Source organism: Pseudoalteromonas sp. 10-33 (assembly GCF_001469195.1).
In the GTDB taxonomy this organism is placed as follows: Bacteria; Pseudomonadota; Gammaproteobacteria; order Enterobacterales; family Alteromonadaceae; genus Pseudoalteromonas.
This window is the reverse complement of sequence record NZ_LOFI01000003.1, coordinates 46,109-64,727: the sequence shown is the minus strand read 5'-3', so window position 1 is coordinate 64,727 and position 18,619 is coordinate 46,109. Positions and strand designations below refer to the sequence as shown.

The 18,619-nt window shown below is 40.4% G+C and carries 14 protein-coding genes; 9 read left to right on the top strand and 5 right to left on the bottom strand.

Features of this window, described 5'->3' with window-relative positions:
* Positions 1-49: 49 nt before the first annotated feature.
* The 4 genes from ATS76_RS04375 to ATS76_RS04360 form a co-directional block, all read right to left on the bottom strand.
* Complete coding sequence (locus ATS76_RS04375; RefSeq protein WP_058551205.1) at positions 50-2,875, bottom strand: TolB family protein; 2,826 nt, start codon at positions 2,873-2,875, stop codon at positions 50-52.
* Between the two features lie 126 nt (positions 2,876-3,001).
* Positions 3,002-4,561 carry a PH domain-containing protein gene (locus tag ATS76_RS04370; protein ID WP_058551204.1) on the bottom strand — a complete coding sequence of 520 codons (1,560 nt, stop codon included), beginning with the start codon at positions 4,559-4,561 and terminating at the stop codon, positions 3,002-3,004.
* A complete protein-coding gene (locus tag ATS76_RS04365; RefSeq protein WP_058551203.1) occupies positions 4,554-5,087 on the bottom strand; it encodes a PH domain-containing protein in 534 nt (177 codons plus the stop codon). Before ATS76_RS04365 ends, ATS76_RS04370 begins: the two co-directional genes overlap by 8 nt.
* A gap of 62 nt (positions 5,088-5,149) precedes the next feature.
* Entirely contained in the window at positions 5,150-6,001 is an 852-nt protein-coding gene (locus ATS76_RS04360) for a D-hexose-6-phosphate mutarotase (protein WP_058551202.1), read from the bottom strand.
* 425 nt (positions 6,002-6,426) lie between these two features.
* Between ATS76_RS04360 and ATS76_RS04355 the strand changes: the two genes are divergently transcribed.
* The 9 genes from ATS76_RS04355 (at position 6,427) to ATS76_RS04315 (ending at position 17,407) form a co-directional block, all read left to right on the top strand.
* On the top strand, positions 6,427-6,909 hold the full coding sequence (locus ATS76_RS04355) for a MarR family winged helix-turn-helix transcriptional regulator (protein ID WP_008131907.1): 483 nt from the start codon (positions 6,427-6,429) through the stop codon (positions 6,907-6,909).
* A 104-nt stretch (positions 6,910-7,013) separates the two neighbouring features.
* Complete coding sequence (locus ATS76_RS04350; protein ID WP_058551201.1) at positions 7,014-8,327, top strand: porin; 1,314 nt, start codon at positions 7,014-7,016, stop codon at positions 8,325-8,327.
* A 126-nt stretch (positions 8,328-8,453) separates the two neighbouring features.
* Positions 8,454-8,849 (top strand): YbaN family protein, encoded by a 396-nt coding sequence (locus ATS76_RS04345; RefSeq protein ID WP_058551200.1) that lies wholly within the window; start codon positions 8,454-8,456, stop codon positions 8,847-8,849.
* Positions 8,850-9,177: 328 nt separating this feature from the next.
* Positions 9,178-9,810, top strand: coding sequence for a PepSY-associated TM helix domain-containing protein (locus ATS76_RS04340; protein ID WP_058551199.1), 633 nt, complete (start codon positions 9,178-9,180; stop codon positions 9,808-9,810).
* On the top strand, positions 9,810-10,319 hold the full coding sequence (locus ATS76_RS04335; protein WP_058551198.1) for a DUF2271 domain-containing protein: 510 nt from the start codon (positions 9,810-9,812) through the stop codon (positions 10,317-10,319). Before ATS76_RS04340 ends, ATS76_RS04335 begins: the two co-directional genes overlap by 1 nt.
* A gap of 35 nt (positions 10,320-10,354) precedes the next feature.
* On the top strand, positions 10,355-11,200 hold the full coding sequence (locus tag ATS76_RS04330; RefSeq protein ID WP_058551197.1) for a DUF4198 domain-containing protein: 846 nt from the start codon (positions 10,355-10,357) through the stop codon (positions 11,198-11,200).
* A gap of 291 nt (positions 11,201-11,491) precedes the next feature.
* A complete protein-coding gene (locus ATS76_RS04325; protein ID WP_058551196.1) occupies positions 11,492-14,023 on the top strand; it encodes a TonB-dependent receptor plug domain-containing protein in 2,532 nt (843 codons plus the stop codon).
* 286 nt (positions 14,024-14,309) lie between these two features.
* A complete protein-coding gene (locus ATS76_RS04320; RefSeq protein ID WP_058551195.1) occupies positions 14,310-16,313 on the top strand; it encodes a methyl-accepting chemotaxis protein in 2,004 nt (667 codons plus the stop codon).
* A gap of 200 nt (positions 16,314-16,513) precedes the next feature.
* Positions 16,514-17,407 (top strand): DUF4097 family beta strand repeat protein, encoded by an 894-nt coding sequence (locus tag ATS76_RS04315; protein ID WP_058551194.1) that lies wholly within the window; start codon positions 16,514-16,516, stop codon positions 17,405-17,407.
* A 106-nt stretch (positions 17,408-17,513) separates the two neighbouring features.
* Here the strand turns inward: ATS76_RS04315 and ATS76_RS04310 are convergent, their stop codons facing one another.
* On the bottom strand, positions 17,514-18,614 hold the full coding sequence (locus ATS76_RS04310) for a lipocalin-like domain-containing protein (RefSeq protein ID WP_058551193.1): 1,101 nt from the start codon (positions 18,612-18,614) through the stop codon (positions 17,514-17,516).
* Between the last annotated feature and the right edge of the window lie 5 nt (positions 18,615-18,619).

Genomic DNA, 18,619 nt, shown 5'->3' with positions numbered 1-18,619 from the left:
TGGTTAATCGGTTTACAATCCACAGTTCAAGTAAACTCATTCATCCTAGTTAAAGCGAATAATAGAAGCTTAGCCACGCACGCATTTCATCATCAAAGCTGCTGCCCTCAACCCGCGAAACCCCCATATTAAATGTTAAATCGTTAACACCCGCAGGCCCCATGCCAAAGCTAAAGTCACCTTGATATTTTAAACCGTAACTTTGTGCATAAACGCTGTCATCTAATTGATGTTGAGTGTAATAAAGCCATGGCATACCTTCTTTATAAGTAACTCCACCGCCATACCCTTGGTAACGATCGGCAGTTGCGCTGTAAAAAGGCAGGTCAGCTGCCAGCACAAATTCACTACTGTAGTGTTGATTAATAAGGTTTGAACTAAACCCGCCTAGCGCAAGGCGTGCATCGTCTCTCTGCCTCTGTGTAAAGTTGATGTACAAAGGAGCGTTAAATACCTTACCAAATACACTGGCATCTAGGTCATAACCCTGCCAATTGTTTTCACCTCTTCCTTCGTACCAACGGGCATTAACACGTTGCCCTATAGCAAACGTTTGGCGGTCATATTGCCAACTTTGAGCAAAACCTAAACGCGCCCAACGGGTATGGCTTTGTTTATAATCGGTATAGTTATAAGCCAGCTCGGGCGTTAGACTTAATTGTCCAAACTTAAGTGGATAGCTCATTGCTACAAACCCACCACGCGCATCTCTTTTTGTATTTAAATTGCTTGGGCTTACAGCTTGATATTGACGAGAAGTATCTAAGTTGTAGTCATACAAAGCGAGTTTAAACTTAACATCAAGCGCATTATATTTAGCATTTACAAACCCGCCATGTAATGCGCTATCGTTTACATCAATACTATAACCCGCTTGCAGGTCTAGCTGCTTTAATAAGTCACTGCTTTTAATACCCAGACTTAATAAGCTGGTCGATGCAGAATAATACTGAGAACCCAACGCAAAGGTTGCGTGCTGATCAAGTACTGCATAATCGCGCTGTTCGCCAACATCTTGGGTGTATACTTTAGCCTCTGGCAACGTGTGCTCATTAGCTATTAATAACGGGGCTTTGCTATTAATAGCTAAATCGGTCACCGTGGTGCTAATACTGCTATTTGCTAGGCTTTTTATATCAGGGCCGTCGGCATGAATCGATAAATAAAGCAGTGTCTCATCTTGCATTTCTATGGGGTGAGCAACAGCTTCTTGCCCTTGTGTTAATCGCTTAAGGGTATTGCTGGCTATATGATAGTTATAAATATCAGTCGTATTATTTAACCCAGCAACAAAGTAAATTGATTCGCCATTAATACTAAAACTAGGTTGGGTTAAATATTGATATCCGTTTGGCATAGGCACCGACTGGCTAATACCCCTGTCAACATCTTGTATATACATTTGCCAGTTTTCGTTTAAAGAAGCTGATAAATAAACTAATTTTTTATTATTAGGACTAAGCGTGGGGTAATCGTATGCGGTATTTAAGCTTTTTTTGAACAAAGGCGTTATGGCACCGGTGTTTATATCTACTTTTACTAATTCAGAATACCCATCACGTATTTGCTCTGCATACACAACTTCACCGTTGCTTGTTGCACTAAAGCGCCTGATACCTGCAAGCTCGGTTAGCTTTTCTACGTTGCCGGTTTCAATGTTATAGCTAAATATATCAGACACCCGATTATAAATGCCCGACTCTTCAGTGCTATAGGCATTAAAATACAGTGTCGTGCTATTTATCCATTGAGGGTTAGCTATACCAGCCCGGTTTATTTGATTAAGTATTTGTTTTTGTTCACGCTTAAATACACTCGGCGGCGTATCAGGTATATCGAGCGGATCTTGTTCAATTAGCGTTTTTTGCGCTTTTTCAAAGCTATTCATCGCTTTGGTGTTATCTTCGGTGCTATAAATAACCAGCTTAGTATCACGCTTTTCATTACGCTCAACTATCGCAAGCTTACTGCCATCATGTGAAAGCGCTGGATTACTAGCGTATAAATCAAGCTCAAGCCATAACTCACTATTAAGTGGTTGCTCTTCTTGCTCTTGCTGCATGGCCTTATACGTATATTCAGCTATAAAACGGCGATACAACTTGGCTGCGCTTTGCCCAAACACACCTTCAAACGCTTCATCAAAGTCACGTAACTTAACCGCCTGCATTCGGGTCCATACACTATCAAGGATTTGCTCTGAAAATGTTTGCTCTAACCAATATAAAAACCGGCTGCCCATCAAATAGGCCATTGAGCCCCCCATAAAACCACTATCACTATTCAATTGGCCATAGGTTGGTAACGCACCTTGCTGGGCAAATTCACGCAATATCGACTCAGAGTAATTATCAAATAATCGCCCTCGTCCTGTCATTTTAGATTCAATTAATGTTGCGTATCCTTCAGCAACCCAACGCGGTGTATCACTGTAGGTTAAGTCGTAAATATCCCATAAACCGCGCACTTTTTGTTGCCAGTGGTTACGTGTAGGCTGCGCTAAATGCACTAAATGAATATATTCATGCAACACCAGTAATTGCTGCCAGCCGGGGCTATTCGAAATCACCGTATCAGACTGCGGTGGCGTAGTAAAAAGTGCCATCACAGGGTTGTTCGATGTAGGCAAGGCAAACCCGTTCGCCGCATTTAAGGGATCAAACACGACAACGTCGACTACTTTATCGAGTGCACGATTTTGCTGCTCAAGCACTTTGGTGCGTATTATTTCAAGTTCAACAGCGGTCGATTTAGCAAAATCAATATGCTCAATGCTGTAGTGCACATTAAAATGTTCGGTATGAATGGTTTGCCAGTCGGCAGCGAATGCGGGGGTAGTAAGCAACAAAGCAGAGGCAATGAGTGACTTTTTCACAATAATCCCTTAAGTAGTATCTTTAATAATGCTTAGAGTATTATTAAACTAACTGGGATTGCAGTAAAAAAGTGTAATAAAGCATGTGCAAATGTGTTTTTGCACATACTTTATTGCTTAAAGACGTTACATCCAACTACGAGTGTCTGACTCAGCCTGTTTAAGAGTAAAATCAATCACAAAATCAGCATCTTGCTCTTTTATGTATGGCATAAACGCAAAGCCGTGAGCAAGTTGTATATACAGACTTTTCAGTCCTGATCTTCGCATTAAATAGGTACTTTCGCTGCTAGCACTTTGTACTTTATAAAGTTCAAACACGCGGTAATGTACGCCAATCATGCCCTTGCGTACAACCATGTAAAATCGGCCATTATCTTCATGTAAATAGTAGCCATAACGCTGATACGACAGAGTAACCAAGCCCGCAAATACACCAAGTACACCCAAGCTAATAAAGTAATTTAGCTCATTAAAATAACAAAAAACAGCCACAAGTAAGCTAGGTAACAATGCATACAAAACTAAGTTTTTATACCAAAGAGCGCGCTCTGCCTGCTTAAATGCCAGAGCGCTATTGTTAAACCACGGGTAAATCCACTGGCATACACTGTTAACTTGCTCGTTATTTAATACAGGTAGTACTAAGGTTTGTTTATTTTTTTTAGCGGCCATGCCCGCCATTGCACCACCGCTACTCGCTTGTAAAAATTCAACGGTAAAGCGCTTGAGTAATCGGGCAATAATATTTTGTTTTATGACAATCGACTGCACTTTATCTAAGCTCATAGATAACTGGTGGCGCTCTAATAAACCAGCAATGCGTTTAAACTTTTTACCTTTAAAATAAAGCTGATAATTATAAAAGCGGATCAGCGACATCCCCACCGACAGCAAAACAGCAATAAGTACCACAAATACAAATAATGTGAATATGGCAAATAACGCCGCACTGGCTACAAGGCCAAGTTCTTGCTCATAAAAGCCTTCTACTTTTGTGATTAGCTGCTTTTCAAGCACATCGGCTACCACATTTATGAGCGGTGCAATGGCTGCTAACGCTAAAATAGCCATGTTCGACATTAAACCAAACTTAGCTATTTCTTTGTTAGAAATAAACAAACTACTTTGCTCTGCAGCCTCGTCGGTTTCTACTTCCGTATCTGGCTCAAGCTGCTGTTGGGCCTTGTAAGCAAATATTTGCTTTCGCATTTGCTCTGCATAACTTTGGGTTACTCCTGGCAATACAGCTTCTTGAGCCGCACTACCCGCCGCATCAAAAATACAATTAACCAGCGTTACTGGTTTAAAGTAAAAAGGCTCAGCAATATTTACATTTTGAACTCGCTCAAATTTAAGCGTTAAACGTTCTTTTTTAAAAACGCCTTTATTAAGCAGTATTTCGTTATCGCTTGAAATACAAAACCTAAAGTTTCTGTAATATAAAATAGAGTATAAAAGCAACGCACTTACAGCCACTGCTGCTGCAATTTGCCCCCAAAAAAGTTTATTTTCTACTTGTGTAACAAATACAAAACCAAGCGGTAATAAGTTAAATATGCCGTCGCGCACAAAACGCACACCAAAATGGGCAACAAAATACACAAGCGCCCAAGGCGATACTTTTTGCCACAGTTGCGCGTGAGCAGCATCCGTTTGTGTGGGGTGAGGTGTTAAATCACTCATCGGCTGGTACAGCCTGTGTAGACGTGTGTTCTTGGCGGTAATCTTGAACAAACTGGCGCATATTTTTACAATCAGTGTGCGTAAGCCCACTTACTTGCAAATCGGCACTCATGCCACCGGCGCTATACAGTTTTAAACTGGCTAAACCCAGCTTTCGCTCAATAGGTCCACGATGTATTTCAATGTGCTGCACGCGTGCTAACGGTAAAATAGTAACCCGCTGCCAAATAATTCCTTTTTTAAACGCAATGTCGTGCTGGCGCATAGCCACACCCTGCAATTTAATACTCGCAACGCTGTAAAGCATAGAGATGAGTATTAAAATAGGCATACCAATTAATAAATACGTTTGCATATTATTGGCAAAGTTTTCGTTGAAGTAACAAATAGCGGCTAATATTGCGCTAAAGGGAATATAAAATACTAACCAGTTAAGCTGAGCATGGAGCAGTGCTTTATCGGCAAGCGCTTTAAACTCAATGCTTTTGTGTTGTGGTAAATCCGTTATTTGCTGATTATTAAACACACTATTTCCTATATTGTTTTTTATTATTTTAAAATTTAAGAATCCTAATCAAGCATATCTTATTATGCCCACTCTATAGATGTTACCAACGTATGGCTTTGCTGTGGTTCAAGGGTAACCGCATCCTCTAATACATTAGCGGCTTCTAGGCATAACATGGTTTTGTATTCACCGTCAGCAAAATTAGACAAGCGCTTTGATTTTTCAATCCACGGATTCCAAAGTACACACGAACTAGAGTTTGCTCGCCCAACCTTGATAACGCCTTCGGGTGTATTAATGTATTGCACAGGTGCAGCTTGGGTGTAAACCATATCGGTTTCACGTTCAAAGCCAACAACCGCTTGTTGCGTAAAAGGCCCTTCAGCAAATTCAATATATTGCGCGCCTTGCAAGCCTTCAACGTGTGTATTAGTAATATCTGATGTTGGAAAATATGTGTGCAGCGCTTGTGTATAGCTAAACGCCTTACTGCCTAAATTTGTTGTGGTTAATTTTACTTCAAGAGAATCACTTAAAACAAATTCCACTTTTAATGCCGACTCGTGCGGCCAATATTCAGAGTTAATAAGCTTCACAGGGAGCTTTAAACTAACCGTAATACACTCGTCAGATTCATGCACCTCGTCGGCTTGCCATACACTAGTGCGAGCAAAACCATGTGCGGGCCAGCCAGTATTTACATGCGCGCCAAACCATGGCCAACAAATAGGAATACCACCGCGAATACTCGTCCCTTCTGAGAACGTTTCATTACCCGACACCCAAATAAGAGGTTGCTTACCCTTCGGTGTAAATTGCGTAATTTGACCACCTTGCAAAAATATTTTTGCATTGCATAAATCACTTTCAACGTTAATAAACTCAAGACCGGTTTCGGTGTGTTCAATACTCACTGATGGCGATAACTTCATGCCTTTCCCTTTAATGTTAATAATCACAACGTTCAATACTCTTACATATAACGTAAAGTATAAACCAATCAAATAAATTTTTGCTCACTAAGGTAATCATTGTGAGCATATTGATAGTTGTATATCATAAGCTTACTTAATCTACACTTTGATTAATTGCACACCAAACACATAAAATACACTTTTAAAAAAATTTTAGCGGTGTACCTATTACTTAAAACAGCGCTAAAACGCTTAATTAAACGCCCCACCTATTAAAAACACTTAATTAAAGTGCACTTGCTTTAAGATGAATTAGTTTCTACTCTAATCAATAAAGACGAGTAACTGCAGTAAAAAATTAAATTTTTAATTTGAATTCAATTTATTTGATGTGTAACATTTCGCGATTATGGCAAAGCATTGCTTTTCGACGAGATAAACACATGCAAAAATATGACGAGTTATTGGTATCTTTACGTAAAGTGATCCGAGCGATTGATTTACATTCTAAGCAACTTAATAAAACAGCCGGTTTAACTGGCCCACAGTTGCTTATAATGCACGAAGTGTCTCAAACTGATGGCATCACTGCTAGCCGCATTGCGCAAAATGTAAATTTAAGTCCAGCAACCGTGACTAATATTCTCGACAGAATTGAAAGCAGAGATCTGGTTACGCGCGTTCGAAGCCAAATGGATAAACGTCGAGTGAGCTTACATCTCACCGAAAAAGGGAAAGAATTACTACTTAAAGCCCCTCAACCATTACAAGAACACTTTATAGAAAAGTTTTCTGGTTTGGCCGAATGGGAGCAGTCTTTATTACTTTCCTCTATGCAGCGCATTGCAGCCATGATGGATGCAGACAAATTAGATGCTTCACCACTACTTGAAGTGGGTGCACTAACACAAGCGCCTAAAGAATAAAAACGAACAATAAAAATATAAAGGTTTTGTACTAAGCTCTTAACCCAAGGTGTTATTAATATCTTGGGTTTTAATTTTTAGCCAAACGAAAAGAAGCAGCTAATATGACCAAACTCTCAAAGTTATCGCTCGCATTTATTTTAGGTAGTGTTTCGAGTACTTCTTACGCCACCGATATCGATACGCTTCAAAGTCAATTAAAACAACTACAGCAGCAAATGAAGCTGCTTGAACAAAAACTAGTTGAAGAAAAATCTAATCAGCAAAAAATCAACGAACAACACCAAGAGCAAGTTGCACTTATCGAGAAAAAAGCTGACCAAAACGTTGTGGTGGCAGAAGCGCCGAAAGAAAAAAGCAGCGGTATAAAGGTAGGCGGTGCTATTCGTACTAACTTTAGTTATGCATCGTATGATGACGATAACGAAGATCGTGGCGGCGACTTTGATTTTGACGTTTTCAGACTTAATTTTTCTGGTGATGTAGGTGACGTTATTCTTAACGCAGAAATTCGCTTTTTTGATTACATGACCGCAGTAAAATATGCTTATGCAGCGTACGACTTTGCAGACGATTGGCAAGTACAAGCAGGTATTACCAAAGTACCTTTTGGTAACTGGCCTTATAATTCACACAACTGGTTTTTTAACACCACCTACTACATCGGTTTAGAAGATGATCACGATTTAGGCATTATGTTTAAACGTAAAATTGCAGATAACTGGCAATTAGATCTTGGCTTTTTCAAAAACGATGAGCTTGGTGGCGTAGATGGCTACGTTGACAACCGCAGCGATCGCTATTCATACGATGTAGTTGGCGTAAGAGCCGCCGAAGATGGTATTTACGCAGAGCCTGCAACGCAAATAGGCGAATACAACACGTTCTCGGGTCGTTACGGTTACCATTTTGAACACGACGGCGGCACAACCGAGTTAGGTTTTTCTGCGTTATCTGGCGGGTTGCATGATGGCAATGACCGCGCAGGCGACTATTATGCATGGGCTATGCACCTAAATAGCAATATTGATGCATGGAACTTTCAGCTACAACATGGTGAATACAACTACGACATAGATAATATTGATCGTATGGCCGTAGGTGCTTACTCGTTTTACGACAGCATTGCCGCAGAAGCAACCATGACCAATGCAAACATCGCTTACAGCATGCCAGTAGAATGGGGCCCGGTAACAGACCTACAATTTTATAACGATTACGGTGTTATTTACGATAAATCTGACAACAGCGCAGATACGTGGATGAACGTGACGGGTGTTTCGGTAGCGGCTGGGGGCTTGTTTACTTACTTTGATTTAGTGCACGCCAAAAACCAACCTTTCGTTGGTGGATCGATTGCCGGTGACAGTAGCGAAACAGAAAGACGCTTTAATATAAACATTGGTTATTATTTTTAATAACCAAGTCTACAAAAAAGGACATACTGGGTATGTCCTTTTTTATTGAAATAGCGTTTTAGTTTTATAATACATGTAAAATTTGCCTACACTTTAAATTAGTCGCCACTCACTATAGAGTCGTCAATGAATATAAAATCGTCACTTATCTGTTATAAAAACGTAGGGTTAAAAATGCTAGGCTTAACCTTAGTGGCGCTAGGCATTGTGGGAATTATGCTACCAGTCATGCCTACCACTATATTTTTTATTTTGGCGCTAACCTGCTTTACTCGATCGTCCCCCGCGCTTGCACACTGGTTACTTAACCACCCTCGTTATGGCATAACCCTGCAACAATGGCAGGCTCACAAAGTGGTACCAACCAAAGCGAAGTGCTATGCCGCTATCGGTATGCTTATTGGATTTATATTTTTACTGCACTCTACAGCGCCTATTTGGGTTGTATACCTTGTAGCAGCAATAGAAATTACAGTCATGATTTACCTTATTTTAAGACCCTCACACCCTCCTAAGCATTAAACCTCGTTTAAACGCATGAACTAGGTCAAAAAACTTCTTTGACCTGAACTCGGGATAATAAACCTGTCTCTAGCCGCTATTTTCAGGGCTAACTACGTTGAATATACTTGCAATAGGCCAGCTATAGACGCGTAAATTTTCCTTGTTTTCATTGAAAATCTCTGGCTAGAAAAAACAAATTTAAGTACCACTATTATTCAATATTTTAGTAAGTCTCTTAACCAGGGTTCAGGTTATTTAAAATAATAATGTAAAGTTACGTAAGTAAATTTGTAATAAGTAATGCAAATCATTATCATGTAATAAATTTCATCACATTAAATTATTTATGCCGTTTATTAATAAGCGAGCTTTGTATAGTACAAGCCGTGCCCTACATATTTATATTTCTACCGCTTTGTTTTTTTTACTTATTCTATTTTGCGTTAGTGGCATTGTACTTAACCATGTTGACTGGCTTAAAAACGATAAAAGCAATGGGCAAGTAACTGCAACTATTCCAGCTGAGCTTGTAACAAAGGCAAACTCGCAGCTAAATACATTACCTACGCTTTACCCAGAAATAGAAGCCTATTTAGCAACGCAGTACGCACTTACTAAAGTGAAAAGTATTGAGTGGGAAAAAGAAGATGCACTGGTCATGCTCGACTACCCCCTTCCGGCGGGTTTTGCTTACGCTGAGCTTGACTTTACAACTGGCGAGCTAAACCTCGAGTACCAAACAGGTGGGTTTTTAAGCCTAATAAGCGATTTGCATAAAGGCCGACATAGCGGTGCAGTGTGGAGCTGGGTAATTGATATTTCAGCGGTGTTGATGATTATTTTTGCCATCACCGGCATGATTATTTTATTTCAAAACAGAAAAAAACGCTTAGCAGGTATATGGATAACCGTTTTAGGCATCGCCACGCCTATGGTTATTTACTTGTGCTGGGTACCTCAAATTAAAGGAGTGTCTTAATGTTAAAAGTAAGTACTGTAGTTAGCGCAGCATTATTAATAGTTGCCGCGTTATTTCAAACAACGGCTCAGGCACAAGCGCCACAGCTAGAAATTGAACTCACCCTACCCGATCTTGACGTACAACCTTACCACCGACCGTACGTTGCCGTATGGCTAGAAACACCAGAGCGCAAACACGTAACAACGCTTGCACTATGGGTTCAAAAAGCAGAATGGTTTAAAGACTTACGCCAATGGTGGCGTAAAGCAGGCAAAACCGACATTAACTTTGACGGCATAAGTGGCGCAACTAAGCGACCTGGTACTTATACAATTGACTGGCAAGGTAAAGATTTAGACGGCAATGCCGTAGCGCCGGGTAAATACCTGTTAAATATTGAAGTAGTTCGTGAAGAAGGCGGCCGTGATTACCAACGCCTTGAACTCGATTTAACAAACCCAGGTAAAATTACCATCGATGGGAAAAAAGAGTTTTCAACCAGTTTTGTTACCGTAAACGCTAAGTAGTAGCTATTTATAATTCGAATTTAAAGGAAAGAAAAATGAAAATTAATTTATTAAAAACAGCATTAATTGGCGCACTTAGTTTATCAGCGCTGGTATCTACTTCAGCCAGCGCACATGGCCGTTGGTTATTGCCATCACACACCTCACTTTCTGGCGATAAAGCGCATTATGTAATGATTGATGCCAGCATTTCTAACGAAATGTTTGCACCCGACAAAGCCTTTAAACCAAAAGTAAAAGACGCCCAATGGGACGACACATTACTAATGGCACTTATGCCAAACGGTGAACCTGTTAGCGACACTATTCGTGCTTATTACTTAAAACGTAAAAGTTCAGCAGCAATAAGCTTAACTGAGCAAGGCACCTACCACATTGCAATGACACAAAAGCCAATGTACATGACCTTCTATAAAGACGAAGAAGGTAAACGCAAACGTGTATTTGGTAAAAAAACAGATGCTAAATTACCTAGCAACGCTCAAGGCGTGCGCACCACTAAAGTTATTTCAACAGTAGATACCTTTGTAAGCCGCAACGGTACATCTAAGCCAGCACTGTTAGGTTTAGGCTTAGAGCTAAGCGGCCCGACACACCCAAATGACTTATTTGTTGGTGAGCAAGCACGTTTTCAGTTACTACAAGACGGAAAACCAGCAGGCGAAGGCATTGAAGTTAATATTTTAAGAGGCGATACTCGCTACCGTAACGAACGTGGCGAAGTAAAAGTAACCACCGATAAAAACGGCTTTTTTACAACAACATGGAACGCACCTGGTGTTTATTTAATAGAAACCGCAACCGAAGTTGATGTGAAGGAAAAAGGCGTAGATTCGGGTCGTTATGCTTTATTTACAACGCTTGAAGTAGCCCCTGAGTAATTATTTAGGCACTTATTTAAACGTATTTTTAAGCCAAGTTTTTAACTTGGCTTTTTTCTGCCTATCACTTTTTTTGCAATCTCTCTTTTACTTTTATTGATTTCGTCACCATTCGCTACAAGATTATAACAGTAACGATCTAATCGTCTATAACGTACGTAAACAGTGGCCTTACTTATTAAAAACGTGAATAACATAGATGGTTTTTATCTTTGCACGTAGTTGAGCGCTTCTATATGATTCGCTCCTTTTTCAAACTCACCAAAACAACGACGTTCTTAGGGAACATTCATGACTTTTAAGCGTTTATCAGCTAATAAATTAGCACTTAGCTTGGCCGTAACCTCTGCACTTAGCAGCTCTTTCGTTACAGCTAATGCGGCAGAACAAGATACCCAAGCACAAGAGAATATAGAAGTAATCTCAGTAACAGGGACTCGCCGTAGTTTGCGAAGTATTGCTGAAAGCTCAGTGCCAGTAGATATTATCACTAGCAGCGACATGGCAAGCACAGGTCAACTTGAAATCAGCCAGGTTCTTGCTAACCAAGTACCCAGCTTTAACTTTCCAAGCGCCACTTTAGGTGATGGAACAGATCACGCAAAACCTGCTGTACTGCGCGGCTTAGCGCCCGATCACACTTTAGTGCTTATCAATGGTAAACGTCGTCACTCTGGTGCGCTTTTAAACTTAGCAGGTGTTGTAGGCAGGGGCTCTACCGCGGTAGATTTAAACATGATCCCTACATCAGCCATCAAGCGCGTAGAAGTACTACGCGATGGTGCCGCAGCGCAATACGGCTCAGATGCCATTGCCGGGGTGATTAATATTGTGTTAAAAGACGCCTCTGAAGGCGGCAGTGTAAGCGTAACCTATGGTGAATACGACACACAAATGGCAGGCGCACCTAACTTAGAAAGCAGCTACGCAGATGCAAACGGCGATCTTGCATTTAACCTAGGTGATGACCGCGAAATTAGCGATGGTGCTACGCGCACTATTAGCGCTAACTCTGGGTTTGCATTATCAGATAACGGTTTTGTAAATATATCGATTGAATACCGCGATAACAGCCCAACACAACGTTCTGGTTTTGACCCTCGTGAACAATACAGCCGCCTTGACGATGGCAGCCTAGACCCGCGCGAATTTACTATTGACCGTTACAACCATCGTTTTGGTAAAGCAGACCTTGAAGATTACGCTTTATTTTACAATATGGGTTACGAGCTAGATAACAGCCTAAACCTGTATTCTTTTGGTAGCTACTCAAAACGAGAAGGTAATTCAGGTGGTTTTTACCGCCGTTCACAAGACAGCCGTAACGTATTAGCACTTTACCCAGATGGCTTTTTACCGCAAATTGAAACCGATGTTGAAGACTACTCATTAGCCCTAGGCTTAGAAGGTGAAACGGGTGACTGGACATGGGATGTAAGTACCAACTACGGCCGAAACGACTTTGCAATAGGTGTTGTAAATAGCTTAAATACGTCTCTGGGCGCCACCAGCCCCACCGAATTTGATAACGGCGCATTAGTTTATGACCAATTTATAGTCAATGGTGATGCCAGCACAACCCTTGATTTAGGGTTACCTGACGACGTATTTTTTACTCTAGGTGCTGAATACCGCCACGAAAGCTATAAAATAGAACAAGGTGAAGAAGCCTCATACATTACTGCCCTTGATAGCAATGGCAACCCAATTGCAGCCGGTGGTGCACAAGTGCTTTCGGGTTTTGGCCCAGAAAGCGTTACTGATGAAAGCCGCCATAACGTTGCGCTATTTGTTGAGTTTGACACCTACCTAACCGAAAACTGGAACATGGTTTTAGCAAGCCGCTACGAAGATTACAGTGACTTTGGCAACACGTTTACCTCAAAGCTTGCAACACGTTACAGCGTTAACGAAAACCTATCGCTACGTGGGGCAATTAGCACAGGTTTCCGTGCGCCATCGCTTGCACAGAGTTCGTACCGTCAAATTTCTACAGTACTTGAGAACAACCAAGCGTTTGAAGTGGGCCTATTTCCAACAGATGCACCAGCAGCACAAGCCCTTGGCGCAAAACAGTTAGACGCTGAAGACTCAGTTAATTTAACAGCTGGTTTTGTATACACCCAAGGTAACTTTAGCTTAACGGTTGATGCCTACCGTATTGATATTGATGACCGTATTGTGCTCTCGGAAAACTTAAGTGGTGCCGCAGTACAACAAATTTTAGCGGATGCTGGTGAGTTAAATACCGAAAGCGTACGTTACTTTACCAACGCCATCGACTCGCGCACACAAGGCGTAGACATTGTTGCAACTTACCTACTACAGTTAGATAACTTTGGCGACGTGCGCTTAAACGCAGCAGCTAACTTTAACGACACCGAAGTAACACACGTTGACGATAATCCTGAGCAATTAAACTCATTAGGTGACGACTATGTTGTATTTGCACGCCGTGAAGTGGGTCGTTTTGAGCAAGGCACACCCGATAACAAGTTAAACCTGTCGGCAGTGTGGAACTTTAACGAATGGCAAACAACGTTGCGTGCAACACGTTATGGTGAAGTTGCCGATATTTCTACTACCGCCGATCGCGATGAATACCTAGATGCTAAATGGATAACCGATTTAGAAGTTGCGTATCGCCCTAATGATGAATGGAAATTTGCACTCGGTGCCAACAACTTATTTGACCAATACCCGCAAGCCACCGTGGATAACATTGGTTACTCTACCTTTAGCCAAATATTCCCATACACACCGTACGCACCATACAGTTTAGATGGCCGCTTTTTATACGGTAACATTACTTACAGCTTTTAATTTAAATCTAATGGGTTAAATAAAAATCCGATATGGCATGCCATATCGGATTTTTTATATTTAAAAAATAGCAATAAAAAATCTATCCTAGCTATAATCAAACAAACTCAGAGTTAACACCCTCAACACAAATTGCTAACTTTCTAATATCATTAAATTTATTTTTTCGTATGATAAATTGATTATCAGGTAAAGTTAGTTACTAGTAAGTCATCAAACAAAAAAACTTACAATGCCTATAATTAAACTAAGTACGCATAAATACCGCCTTTCTTTGGAGTGAAGTATGAGCTATAAAAACTGGTCAATATCAAAACAAATTGGTGCCCTAGCATTCGCTTTAACGTTATGTATTTTTAGTTTAGCGGGGCTATCTACCTATTTAATCTCTGCTAATACACTTTCTGAAAAAAGTGAAACTGCGATTAAGTCTAAAATAACGGCTATTTCAGATCTTTTAGAACTCCAATATGACAGCCTACTTGCAATAGCAAAACGCAATGCAACTGTATTTAAAGGTATGTATCCTGGCGAATTTAAAAAAAGCGATCAAAAAGTAATGGTCGTAGATACTATGGTTCCTATTCTTTTACATGATGGTGAGCAGGTTAATAACAATATCGATATTGTTGAAAATTACGCTAAATTAACCGGAGGTAACGCCACAGTATTTATGCGAGATGGGGATGATTTTTTTCGTATTACTACCTCTTTAAAAAAGAGCGATGGACAACGCGCTATTGGCACATACCTTGGAAAAAACCACCCAGGCTATCAACCTTTAATAAACGGTCAAAGCTATGAAGGTTATGCTAAATTATTCGGCAACGAGTATATGACTGTTTACCAACCAATTAAAAATAAACAAAACCAAGTAATTGGTATTTTATACATAGGTTTTAATATAAACGAAGCACTGGCATCGCTCAGAGAGTCTGTTAATAAAATAGTCATTGAAGAAAGCGGTAACTTATTTGTTTTTAGAAATACAAATGATGTAGTTATAGCAGGTAAAGAGGCCGAAGTTGACTCAAAAGTGGACTCCAAAACACTTGATGGACTTAATCTAGAAGCAATTAAAAAAGGTCAGTCGTTAAAATACAATAGTGAAAATGGCACCCAGATGTTTGCTTACAGTAGATCGGTACCAGGGTGGGATTGGACCTTACTTGGTCGGGTAAAAGAAAGCGAACTCACAGAAGAAAGCATTAAACTAATGGTAGTTAACAGCATAACGTCTATTGGGGGGATCCTTGCTATCTCAATTTTACTTTTTTGGGTGCTAGTAAAAACACTTAAACCATTAAGACAGTTAACACGTAGTGTGAATGCATTAGGTAAAGGTGATTTGTCGCAACATTTTGTGAATACCAACACAAATAGCGAAAATGAAATAGACCAAATCACCGTGAGCGTAAGTGGCATGTCGGTTGAACTTAAAAAACTAATACTCGCCTTACAAGACTCTGTAGTTGAGCTTGAAAACCAAGCGAGCATCTCCAAGAAAAATGCACTCACTAACGGCAAAGAAGCACATGCAATGATGGGGCAAACAGATCAAATAGCCACCGCCATCGAAGAAATGTCGGTATCCATTAAAGATGTAGCTAGTAACGCAAACGAAGGCGCTCAACGAACTCAACAAGTCGATACCGAAGCTCAACTAGGTCGTACACAATTAACTCAAGTTGTGAATGACTTACTGCAACTAAGCCAACAACTAAACGATAGCCATAACTCTGTTGAAAAAGTAAACACCGCAAGTAACGAAATAAGCAAAGTAACCGAAGTAATTAATGGAATTGCTGAGCAAACTAACTTACTAGCACTTAATGCAGCAATAGAAGCGGCAAGAGCTGGCGAACAAGGCAGAGGGTTTGCAGTTGTAGCCGATGAAGTTAGAACATTAGCGCAGCGCACACAAAAATCAATTTTAGAAATTAGCCAAACAATTGAACAACTACAAATACAAGTTACCGCCACAACTAAACAAATGGAACAAAGTCGTCAGTTGGGTATTAAATCAGCTGAAGAGGGCGAAAAAACAGGAGAGCAACTTAACTTAATCACTCAAAGTATTGGTGATTTAACTCGCTCGTCAAATAATATTGCCGAGGCAACAGATCAACAAAGCACCGTTGCTGAAGAAATCACTCAAAACTTGCACGCCATTAGCCAACTTGCTAAAGAGGGTGAGTCTCGCACGCAAAGCACTGTAACTTCGGCAAGTGAACTAATGGCATTAGCTGAAAAAATTAAGCAGCAAATAAGCTACTTCAGAGCACATTAATACAACAGCTAAAAACTCAAATGTAAAAAGGATGCATTTAGCATCCTTTTTATTAATAGTTAGTAATTTTAACCACTAATTAGTATTTTAATTTTTAGCAAAAAACAAAATTTATTATAAAACAAACACTTAAATTTAGGCCCCATTTTTGCTCTAGTCTTGTTATATTAACTAATAATGTCACATTAAAAGGACTAACCATGAGCTCATCAACTGTATCTACCATTGCTAAACCACTTTCGCTAATTAGCGGTATTTTATTATTAAGTGGCTGCGTGTTTCATATTTCGCCAAGCGTTGCATCGGTAAAACAAACACAACAACTTACATTACCTAGCAATAACCTTGAATACCTAGACGTACTAAGCGGCGCAGGTTCACTTAAAATAACAGGCTCATCAACAGCAACCAGTATTAGTGTTGACGCCACTATTTATACAGCCGACATAGACGATGAATACGAACTGACCCTTGATCAAAGTGGCACTAAAGCAAAGCTTGTTGCACAAAACAAAAGCAATAATGGAGTTAGCTTTTACAGCGGTCAATCGCCAAGTATTGATTTAGTGGTCACCGTACCTAACAACCTTATGCTAGATATTGATGACGGCTCGGGCGACATCACTATTAACGCCATGAAAAATAATATTGATGTAAAAGATGGCTCTGGCAGCTTATCTATCAATGGTGCTAAAAACCTAAACATAGACGACGGCTCGGGCGATATTTCTCTTCAAAGCATCACTGGTAACCTAGATCTTAACGATGGTTCGGGCAGCATTACTATTAATAACGTGAATGGCAATGCAAATATTGATGATGGCTCAGGCGATATGAGTGTAAGCAATGTACGTGGTACATTAACCGTTGAAGACGGCTCGGGCAGCATAACAATACAACATATTAATGGCGCTGTAGACGTTGAAGATAACTCGGGCGACTTAACCATTGAACATGTTGATGCAAGCGTTACCATTGAAGATGGTTCGGGTAGTATTCGCGTTAATCATGCTAAAGGGTTAACAATTACAGAAGCGGGCTCGGGCGATGTAAGTATTGATAATATTAACGGCCCTGTAAAATTCGACCAATAAACGCGAGTATATCAACCTCAGGTTTAAATAACCTGAACTGTGAATAATAAAATGCACTTAGCCTTGGCTTAAGTGCATTTCTTTTTGAAAGCCATTTTATTGCCCGCTAATAACCAACTAACTCTGCATAACCTTTACCTTTAAAACCGCCTTGGGTTTTAATTCGCCCCTCCCAGTAGGGAATGCTCAATTGATTTCGTGAATCGGGGTTACGCGCTTCAATTATAATTGGCTCAAACCCTTTAACCTTGAGCTGCCACTTAACTGGATAGGTTTTACTACTGGGCGTTGTTTGGGCTGTAAGCTCAGATGTTTTTAATACCTGTAAAGTCACGTCGTCATTTGCAATAGCGCGCACAATTCCACTTTGTGTAATGTGCGATGCACTGCAGTAATCATAACTTTGTTGACCATTACGAATACAAAATGCCATTAAGCCCCCCTGTTTTTTATCATCAGCCTGAATGCTAAACCAGTCCCAACCATTTTGGGTAGGATCGATTAGCGCCGAAGACCACTCTCTGTCTAACCAAGCATCTCCAGTTACTTTAAAAGTTTTACCCGCAAATGTGATGTCGCCTTTAGCGTGTAAAAACGGATAGCTATAATAGTAAGATGCATGCCCTTGGTGAGTTTTTTGGCTATAACCTTGCTCGCCATGTTTTACAAGCGGGCTATTAGCCAGAACTAGGTTTGCACTGTAATTTTCCTGCTGCGCCTTTAAGCTAAGCGGTAAAAATGTTGCCTTTTTACTTGCTAGCTGCCAATCATCTAGGCGAGCTTCAAATGGCTGTGCTGTTATATTTACTTGCCCCGAGCGGCCATATTTCTCGAACGCCTGATGCTGGGTATCGGTTTGTATTGCAAAGTGAGCAAAGTAAAGCTGCCCATTCCACCAAGGTGATGGTTCTGTTTGTGTGCTTTGCTCATCAACCGAGAGCCTAAATAAAGTCCATTGCACACCAAATGTGTCGCCATTATCTGCTTTTAAATTAGCAGTTACGTACCACCACTCAATTCCCTGTTGATGATGCGCCCCATGATCGCGTGGAAAACTCAGCCCTTGGTTTTTATTTACAGGTTCACCAAATTGTTGTGCAAACCCGCTATGCATTTGTTTATTTTGGTTTACTTGCTCTGCATCGGGCTGGCACGCGCTTAGTACGATAACAAAAATAAAGGAAACGGCTGCTTTTAGTCTATTCATGTAAG

Excerpts from the sequence above, each read along its gene's own strand:
- ATS76_RS04320 (WP_058551195.1), top strand. The coding sequence starts at position 14,310 with ATGAGCTATAAAAACTGGTCAATATCAAAACAAATTGGTGCCCTAGCA.
- ATS76_RS04330 (WP_058551197.1), top strand. The coding sequence starts at position 10,355 with ATGAAAATTAATTTATTAAAAACAGCATTAATTGGCGCACTTAGTTTA.
- ATS76_RS04340 (WP_058551199.1), top strand. The coding sequence starts at position 9,178 with ATGCCGTTTATTAATAAGCGAGCTTTGTATAGTACAAGCCGTGCCCTA.
- ATS76_RS04335 (WP_058551198.1), top strand. The coding sequence starts at position 9,810 with ATGTTAAAAGTAAGTACTGTAGTTAGCGCAGCATTATTAATAGTTGCC.
- ATS76_RS04325 (WP_058551196.1), top strand. The coding sequence starts at position 11,492 with ATGACTTTTAAGCGTTTATCAGCTAATAAATTAGCACTTAGCTTGGCC.
- ATS76_RS04355 (WP_008131907.1), top strand. The coding sequence starts at position 6,427 with ATGCAAAAATATGACGAGTTATTGGTATCTTTACGTAAAGTGATCCGA.
- ATS76_RS04350 (WP_058551201.1), top strand. The coding sequence starts at position 7,014 with ATGACCAAACTCTCAAAGTTATCGCTCGCATTTATTTTAGGTAGTGTT.
- ATS76_RS04345 (WP_058551200.1), top strand. The coding sequence starts at position 8,454 with ATGAATATAAAATCGTCACTTATCTGTTATAAAAACGTAGGGTTAAAA.
- ATS76_RS04315 (WP_058551194.1), top strand. The coding sequence starts at position 16,514 with ATGAGCTCATCAACTGTATCTACCATTGCTAAACCACTTTCGCTAATT.
- ATS76_RS04310 (WP_058551193.1), bottom strand. The coding sequence starts at position 18,614 with ATGAATAGACTAAAAGCAGCCGTTTCCTTTATTTTTGTTATCGTACTA.
- ATS76_RS04360 (WP_058551202.1), bottom strand. The coding sequence starts at position 6,001 with ATGAAGTTATCGCCATCAGTGAGTATTGAACACACCGAAACCGGTCTT.
- ATS76_RS04370 (WP_058551204.1), bottom strand. The coding sequence starts at position 4,561 with ATGAGTGATTTAACACCTCACCCCACACAAACGGATGCTGCTCACGCG.